Raw genomic sequence first — 7247 nt, forward strand, 5'->3', positions numbered from 1 at the left:
AATATCCTCATCTTAGATGTGTGTTTTCACTATGATCTGGTTCTAATTTTTCGCTATAATGAGCACCGCCTCAAACTATGATTTTAGCGTTTCACCATTTATGGTCGCTAAAGTATTGAAATATAAAAATTCCAACACCCTCTGGGAGATAAGTGGATGAGCAATGCGCCAGTCGATACCGGACGTCGCAGATTCCTGACAGCCGCAACCGCCGTAGTAGGTGGTGCTGGTGCCGTCGCTGTAGCGGTTCCTTTCATCAAGTCATGGAATCCGAGCGCCAAGGCGAAAGCTGCAGGTGCGCCGGTCGAAGTAAATATTAGTAAAGTAGAACCAGGTCAGTTAATTCGTGTCGAATGGCGCGGAAAACCGGTTTGGGTCGTTCGTCGTACAGAAGCTGTGCTAAATAATCTTAAAACATTAGACAGCAAATTACGCGATCCTGCTTCAGAAGAAATGCAGCAACCAGAATATGCAACTAACCCTGCGCGTTCTATTAAGCCTGAATTTTTTATTGCAGTCGGTATCTGTACTCACTTAGGTTGTTCACCAACTTATCTGCCTGATTCATTCGGTGAGCAGGTTGAAGGTGTAACTTCTGGTTTCTTCTGTCCTTGTCATGGTTCTAAATTTGACATGGCTGGTCGTGTATTCCAGGGTGTTCCAGCACCACTAAACTTAGTGATCCCACCGCACAAATATGTCGATGATGCCAACGTTATCATCGGTGTAGATACAGGAGCGGCGTAATGGTTAAGAATATTATTGATTGGATTGATGCTCGCATCCCAATGACGGCTACATACAACCGTCATGTTGGACAGTATGCGACACCAAAGAATTTTAACTTTTGGTATTTCTTTGGTTCATTAGCGCTATTAGTTTTAGTTAACCAATTACTAACTGGTATTTGGTTAACCATGAATTATGTACCAACAGCAGAAGGCGCGTTCGCTTCTGTTGAGTACATCATGCGTGATGTTGATTACGGTTGGTTGCTACGTTACATGCACTCTACAGGTGCATCGGCATTTTTCTTTGTCATCTATATGCACATGTTCCGTGGGTTAATTTACGGTTCTTATCAAAAACCAAGAGAGCTATTATGGCTGTTTGGTATGTTGATATTCCTTGTGCTGATGGCTGAAGCATTTATGGGTTACTTACTACCTTGGGGACAAATGTCTTACTGGGGTGCGCAGGTGATTATCTCTTTGTTTGGTGCCATTCCTGTTATTGGTGATGACCTAACATTGTGGATCCGTGGTGATTACGTTATTTCAGGTGCAACACTAAACCGTTTCTTCGCATTGCACGTTATTGCGCTACCACTTGTATTGGTTGTATTGGTGTTCTTACACCTAATCGCCTTACATGAAGTGGGCTCGAATAACCCTGATGGTGTTGAAATTAAAAAGAACAAAGATGAGAACGGATGGCCTATTGATGGTATTCCATTCCACCCTTACTACACTGTAAAAGATATTATGGGTGTCGCTGGGTTCTTAATCGTGTTCTGTTATGTGTTGTTCTTCATGCCTGAAGGCGGTGGATATTTCCTTGAAAAGCCAAACTTTGAAGCGGCTAACCCAATGAAAACTCCTGAACACATAGCACCAGTTTGGTACTTCACACCTTTTTATGCCATTTTACGTGCTATCCCTGATAAATTAGTGGGCGTTATTGGTATGGGTCTGTCAATTGCAGTGTTATTCCTACTGCCTTGGCTTGATCGTTGTAAAGTGAAGTCTATTCGCTATCGCAGCATGATCCACAAGATCAACATTGCACAATTTACTGTGTCGTTCATTATTTTAGGATATTTAGGTGTAGTTCCTGCAACGCCTGAGCTAACTATTGCGGCACGTGTATTCACTTTCACTTACTTTGCTTTCTTCGTAGCCTTATGGGTTTACAGTAAGAATGAGAAAACAAAAGAAGTCCCAACGAGGGTGACACACTAATGAAAAAGTTATTAATTGCATTAGTTACATTGCTGCCATCTCTCGCAATGGCAGCAAGTGGACATAGTGTTCACTTAGAAAGTGCTAACGTTGACTTGCATGATAAAGCGTCATTAGAGCGTGGTTTGGATTCATTCCAACACTATTGCTCTGGTTGTCACAGCACTCAATACCAACGCTACGAGCGTGTTGCAACTGATTTAGGCATCTCTAACGATGATATGCGTAACAAGTACATGTTCACTGGTGCAAAAATCGGTGATTTAATGGAAAACGCTATTCCTACTCCAGATGCCGCTAAATGGTTTGGTGCTGCGCCTCCTGATTTAACGTTGGTTGCTCGTGTTCGTGGTGCTGATTGGGTATTTTCATACCTAAAAGGTTTCTACGCAGATGAGACTCGTCCATTTGGTGTGAACAACACAGTGTTCCCATCAGTGGGTATGCCACATGTTTTACAAGACTTACAAGGTCTTGCTACTGTTACGAAAGATGAAGCTGGTAATGCATCTCTTGTAAAAGATAAAGATGGTAATCTTGTTACCACAGGTGGCAAATTGACGGCAGAAGAATACGACCAAGTCGTTCGTGATATCACGGGTTTCTTAGTTTATTCAGCTGAACCAGTTCAGTTAGAGCGTGAAGCTTTAGGTTGGTGGGTACTTGGATTCTTGTTTATTTTCTTCATCATTGCTTATTTGTTGAAGAAAGAATACTGGAAAGATGTGCACTAGCCATCAATAACGGTTAATATACATTATCCGCATTTTGTAAACGGGGGGCTTAGCCCCTCGTTTGTTTTGTTTTTTCTAGATTCTGGAGGGTATCAATGGCTGTTGCTGCCAACAAGCGCTCTATCATGACACTTTTTTCTGGTGCCGATGATTTATATAGTCACCAAGTACGTATCGTATTGGCTGAAAAAGGGGTTACCGTTGATGTTTTACAGGTAGACCCAAGTGAAATGCCTGAAGATTTACTTGAAGTAAATCCATACAACTCTGTACCGACTTTAGTTGATCGTGAACTAGTGTTGTACGAATCACGCATTATTATGGAATATTTGGATGAGCGTTTTCCACATCCTCCATTAATGCCTGTATATCCGGTATCTCGCGGCCAAAGCCGTTTAATGATGCACAGAATCGACACCGATTGGTATGCGCTTGTAGAGCGTATCCGTAAAGGTGAAAAGGCTGATGCAGCGCGTAAAGAGTTAATGGAAAGCTTAATTGCTTTAGCGCCAGTATTTGCTGAAATGCCATACTTCATGAGCGAAGAGTTTGGTTTATCTGATTGTTACTTAGGCCCATTATTGTGGCGTCTACCAGTATTAGGCATTCACTTAGACCCACGTACATCGAAAGATATCAGTGCTTACATGACACGTATTTTTGAACGTGAATCATTTAAGGCATCGTTAACTGAGGCTGAGCGCGAAATGCGCATGGGCATGTAATGAAACCAATAACAGCTAATCGTCCATATTTGTTGCGTGCTTACTATGAGTGGTTGATGGATAACCATTTGACGCCACACGTAGTCGTGGATGCATTTGTTAACGGTACGCAGGTTCCGCAGCAATTTGTCAAAGACGGTCAAATAGTCTTGAATATTGCAACCGGAGCGGTGGCTAATCTTCACATGTCTAATGATGCTGTAGAGTTTAATGCACGTTTTGGTGGTGTACCACAAAATGTGTTTTTGCCTATGGCATCGATCGTGGCCATTTACGCTCGTGAAAACGGTGCTGGCACGGTGTTTGATATGGAAGATGCATATATGATCGAAGGTGAACATGATGAGTTATCATCTGTACCGCCATCAATGAAATCTGTTGATGACACTTCGACATTGCCACCATCGTCTAAATCGACAAAGCCTGATGATAAACTAAGCGTAAAAACCATTTAACTGTGGTGAAATAGCGGTTAGTTAACATTACATAAAACCAGTCGCAAGGCTGGTTTTTTTTAAGCTAAAATTGATGTGCTACAAACATTTATAGCGCAACTGGAACCCATAATGTTGTTGATGATTGATAATTATGATTCTTTTACGTTTAACTTAGTTCAGTACTTCCAAGCTCTGGGGCAAGAGATACTGGTTAAACGTAATGATGAAATCAGCATTGAACAAATTGAAGCTTTAGCACCTACACATTTGATTATTTCTCCTGGTCCATGCACTCCTAATGAAGCGGGTATTTCACTTGCAGCTATTAAACATTTTGCCGGTAAAATTCCTATTCTTGGTGTGTGTTTAGGACATCAAGCTATCGCACAAGTGTTTGGTGTTGATGTTGTGCGTGCCAAACGTGTTATGCACGGTAAAACCAGCTTGATTGAACATAATCAACAGGGATTATTCCGTCAATTAGCATTACCTCTGCAGGTTACTCGTTATCATTCATTGTTGATTAACCATGTACCTCATGGCTTTAGTCTGGATGCGTGGTTTGATGACCCAATTTATGGCCGTGAAATTATGGCGATGAGCCATGACGCGTTACGTATTTACAGCGTCCAGTTTCATCCTGAATCTATTTTGACTCAGCAAGGCCATGAACTTTTGGATAACTTTTTGTATTTATAAAGCGTTTTCGAATTTATATCTTCGGGTTCATTATCACGTATTCTGTTACAACTTCTGCAACTAATCTGGCTAAATTCTCGCGTCTATTTGTGCTATAAATAGCGCTTAAAATAATAAAAGGGATAACCATGACAAGCTTTATGCGAAACTTTGCGGTGAGCGCACTTTCTTTGGCAATGATAAGTGGTTGTGCTGCCACGGCCAAACATGACGATACAATGGTTATCGCAGCGCCGAGTGCAACAACGTTGACCGTGCCATTAGCACAGCCTCCAAAAGCCCAGCAACCGTTGACACTTAATCAAATTATGGCCAATCCAGATTGGATGGGAATATTTGCTCAAGGAGCTTATTGGAGCGATGACAGTCAATCGGTATATTTCAGTCGCCAAGCACATCAATCTCCGGTCCGTGATTTTTATCAACAAGCTATTGGACAGTCCGAGGCAAACAAGCTTGCACTTAATCAGTTGCACCTTGCCGATCAACGTAATGGTGTCTTCGATCAGGCCAAGACTCAAAAAGCCTATATTTATCAAGGTAACGTATTTGTAAAAGATTTATCAAACGGTGAAATAAAGCAATTTACCCGTCAAAACGATGCAATTAATGGCGTACGTTTTTTAAATGGTGGCGACCTTGCATTCTGGCAAGGTAATAATATTTTCCGAGTGCACCAGTCTAGCGGCCTAGTAGAACAAATTGCCGCAATCCAAATGGAAAACGAACCTAAAACGACGCAACAGCCAAGCAGCTTTATTGCTAAGCAACAGCATAGACTTATTCAATATGTTGCCATGGAACATGACAACAGTGTCACACGTGATGAATACCGAGATTCATTGGCTAAAGCCGATCCTACTTTTTCAGCTAAACCTTGGTATTTAGGAGATGCTGAAGTGGTTTCAGAAATGAGCCTGTCGCCTGATGGACGTTATGTGATATTGGCCTTAACGGACAAAAATTATGATTGGCGTGCAGAACACGACATTATGCCGAATTATTTGGGCCAAGAAGGTTATGTCGATCCTGTGCCAGCACGTTCACGTGTTGCAGAAGACGCTTTTCCAGGTCAACGTTTAGTGCTACTCGACCTTATTGAACACAATAAAAAAGACATTACCATCGAAGGTCTAACTGGTTTTGATCAAGACGTATTGGCGAGTGTCAAAACTGAAAATGCTAAGGCCCAAGGCAAAAGCTATAAAAGTGAAAATGCTCCGCGTTTAGTCCAGTTAATGCAAGATTGGGAGTGGAGCCAAAGCGCAATTCAGTGGCATGAGTCTGATGATAAATTATTAGTGATGCTGGAAGCAGTTGACAACAAAGATCGCTGGATCGCCAGTGTCGATCTTCAAAAAGGCAAACTAACAACCGAACATCGGTTACATGACGATGCTTGGGTAAACTATAATTTTAATCAATTTGGCTGGATAAACGGTACCAATAGCATGTACTACTTATCTGAAGAGTCTGGTTTTTCTCAGCTCTATACTAAAACGGCAGCTGGCAAAGTAGTCGCTCTTACCAATGGCAAATTTGTGGTTGATAATGTGACGTTATCACCCGACGCAAAACACCTTTATTATCGTGCTAATAAAGACCATCCAGGTAGCTACAATGTTTACCGTGTTGAGATTGCCACAGGTAAAACAGAGCAACTGACTCAGTGGCTGGGCACATTAGATTACACTTTGAGCCCTGAAGGGCAATCATTGTTACTAACGGCTTCATCTGCTGTTCACCCTGATGAACTGTACATTCAACCTATTGGCGGAAAAATGAGCCAATTAACGCATTATACTAGCCCTGAATTTACACTATATCCTTGGCAAACACCGCAGATAGTGACGGTTCCTTCAAGCCATGGGGCGGGAAACATTTATGCGCGGGTTTATTTGCCTCAAGGTTATGATGCTACCCAAGCAGACAAATATCCTGCTGTAGTGTTTAACCATGGTGCTGGATATTTACAAAATGCTCATTATGGTTTCTCGGGGTATTTTCGTGAGTTCATGTTCCATAACCTCCTAACCCAACAAGGTTATGTAGTGATGGACATGGATTACCGTGGTTCAAAAGGTTATGGCCGTGATTGGCGAACCGCTGTGTATCGCAACATGGGGCATCCTGAAGTTGAAGATTTAAAAGATGGTGTAGCATGGATGGCAAGTAATGCTAACGTGGATGCACAGCGTGTGGGCACTTATGGTGGTTCGTACGGTGGTTTCCTTACCTTTATGGCGTTATTCAATGAGCCTGAGTTGTTCCAAGCAGGAGCCGCATTGCGCCCTGTAGCTGATTGGGCACATTATAATGCACCTTATACCTCTAATATTTTAAATACGCCTGACGTCGATCCTATCGCTTATGAGCGTAGCTCACCAATAGAGCATGCTCAGGGGTTACAGAAACCACTATTGATCATGAGTGGTGTGTTAGATGACAATGTTTTTTTCCAAGACAGTGTGCGCATGGTGCAACGGCTTATTGAATTAGAAAAGCCGATGTTTGAAACCGCAATCTATCCTGTCGAACCGCATGGATTTAAGCAACCTTCAAGTTGGTTAGATCAGTATCGTCGTATTTATAAACTGTTTGAACAAGAATTGAAGTAATCGGCTCTGAGTTCAAAAAAACAAATAAATATCTATTAAGGCTTCCTTTGAGAAGCCTTAATTTTTATGATTA

Annotated in this window: 7 protein-coding genes; all 7 read left to right on the forward strand. The window is 41.9% G+C overall.

Going from position 1 to position 7247, the window contains the following annotated elements; genetic code table 11:
* Positions 1–156 precede the first annotated feature (156 nt).
* The 7 genes from petA to CXF78_RS06060 all read left to right on the forward strand — a co-directional run bounded on the left by petA (position 157) and on the right by CXF78_RS06060 (position 7174).
* Positions 157–747 (forward strand): ubiquinol-cytochrome c reductase iron-sulfur subunit, encoded by a 591-nt coding sequence (gene petA / locus CXF78_RS06030; protein ID WP_011638746.1) that lies wholly within the window; start codon positions 157–159, stop codon positions 745–747.
* Positions 747–1961 (forward strand): cytochrome b, encoded by a 1215-nt coding sequence (locus tag CXF78_RS06035; RefSeq protein ID WP_011638745.1) that lies wholly within the window; start codon positions 747–749, stop codon positions 1959–1961. The genes petA and CXF78_RS06035 overlap by 1 nt, the downstream gene beginning before the upstream one ends.
* Complete coding sequence (locus tag CXF78_RS06040; protein WP_102036265.1) at positions 1961–2695, forward strand: cytochrome c1; 735 nt, start codon at positions 1961–1963, stop codon at positions 2693–2695. The genes CXF78_RS06035 and CXF78_RS06040 overlap by 1 nt, the downstream gene beginning before the upstream one ends.
* A 95-nt stretch (positions 2696–2790) precedes the next feature.
* A complete protein-coding gene (sspA, locus tag CXF78_RS06045) occupies positions 2791–3420 on the forward strand; it encodes a stringent starvation protein SspA (RefSeq protein ID WP_011638743.1) in 630 nt (209 codons plus the stop codon).
* The gene (locus CXF78_RS06050) at positions 3420–3875 is read left to right on the forward strand and encodes a ClpXP protease specificity-enhancing factor (protein ID WP_102036266.1); all 456 of its coding nucleotides are present in this window, start codon (positions 3420–3422) and stop codon (positions 3873–3875) included. Before sspA ends, CXF78_RS06050 begins: the two co-directional genes overlap by 1 nt.
* 111 nt (positions 3876–3986) lie before the next feature.
* A complete protein-coding gene (locus tag CXF78_RS06055; RefSeq protein ID WP_011638741.1) occupies positions 3987–4556 on the forward strand; it encodes an aminodeoxychorismate/anthranilate synthase component II in 570 nt (189 codons plus the stop codon).
* 128 nt (positions 4557–4684) lie between these two features.
* Positions 4685–7174, forward strand: a complete 2490-nt coding sequence (locus CXF78_RS06060; protein ID WP_102036267.1) for a S9 family peptidase — start codon at positions 4685–4687, stop codon at positions 7172–7174.
* The last annotated feature ends 73 nt before the right edge of the window (positions 7175–7247 follow it).

Source organism: Shewanella sp. 11B5, from assembly GCF_002836795.1.
Taxonomy (GTDB): domain Bacteria; phylum Pseudomonadota; class Gammaproteobacteria; order Enterobacterales; family Shewanellaceae; genus Shewanella; species Shewanella frigidimarina.

Excerpts from the sequence above, each read along its gene's own strand:
- CXF78_RS06035 (WP_011638745.1), top strand. The coding sequence starts at position 747 with ATGGTTAAGAATATTATTGATTGGATTGATGCTCGCATCCCAATGACG.
- petA (WP_011638746.1), top strand. The coding sequence starts at position 157 with ATGAGCAATGCGCCAGTCGATACCGGACGTCGCAGATTCCTGACAGCC.
- CXF78_RS06055 (WP_011638741.1), top strand. The coding sequence starts at position 3,987 with ATGTTGTTGATGATTGATAATTATGATTCTTTTACGTTTAACTTAGTT.
- CXF78_RS06040 (WP_102036265.1), top strand. The coding sequence starts at position 1,961 with ATGAAAAAGTTATTAATTGCATTAGTTACATTGCTGCCATCTCTCGCA.
- CXF78_RS06050 (WP_102036266.1), top strand. The coding sequence starts at position 3,420 with ATGAAACCAATAACAGCTAATCGTCCATATTTGTTGCGTGCTTACTAT.
- CXF78_RS06060 (WP_102036267.1), top strand. The coding sequence starts at position 4,685 with ATGACAAGCTTTATGCGAAACTTTGCGGTGAGCGCACTTTCTTTGGCA.
- sspA (WP_011638743.1), top strand. The coding sequence starts at position 2,791 with ATGGCTGTTGCTGCCAACAAGCGCTCTATCATGACACTTTTTTCTGGT.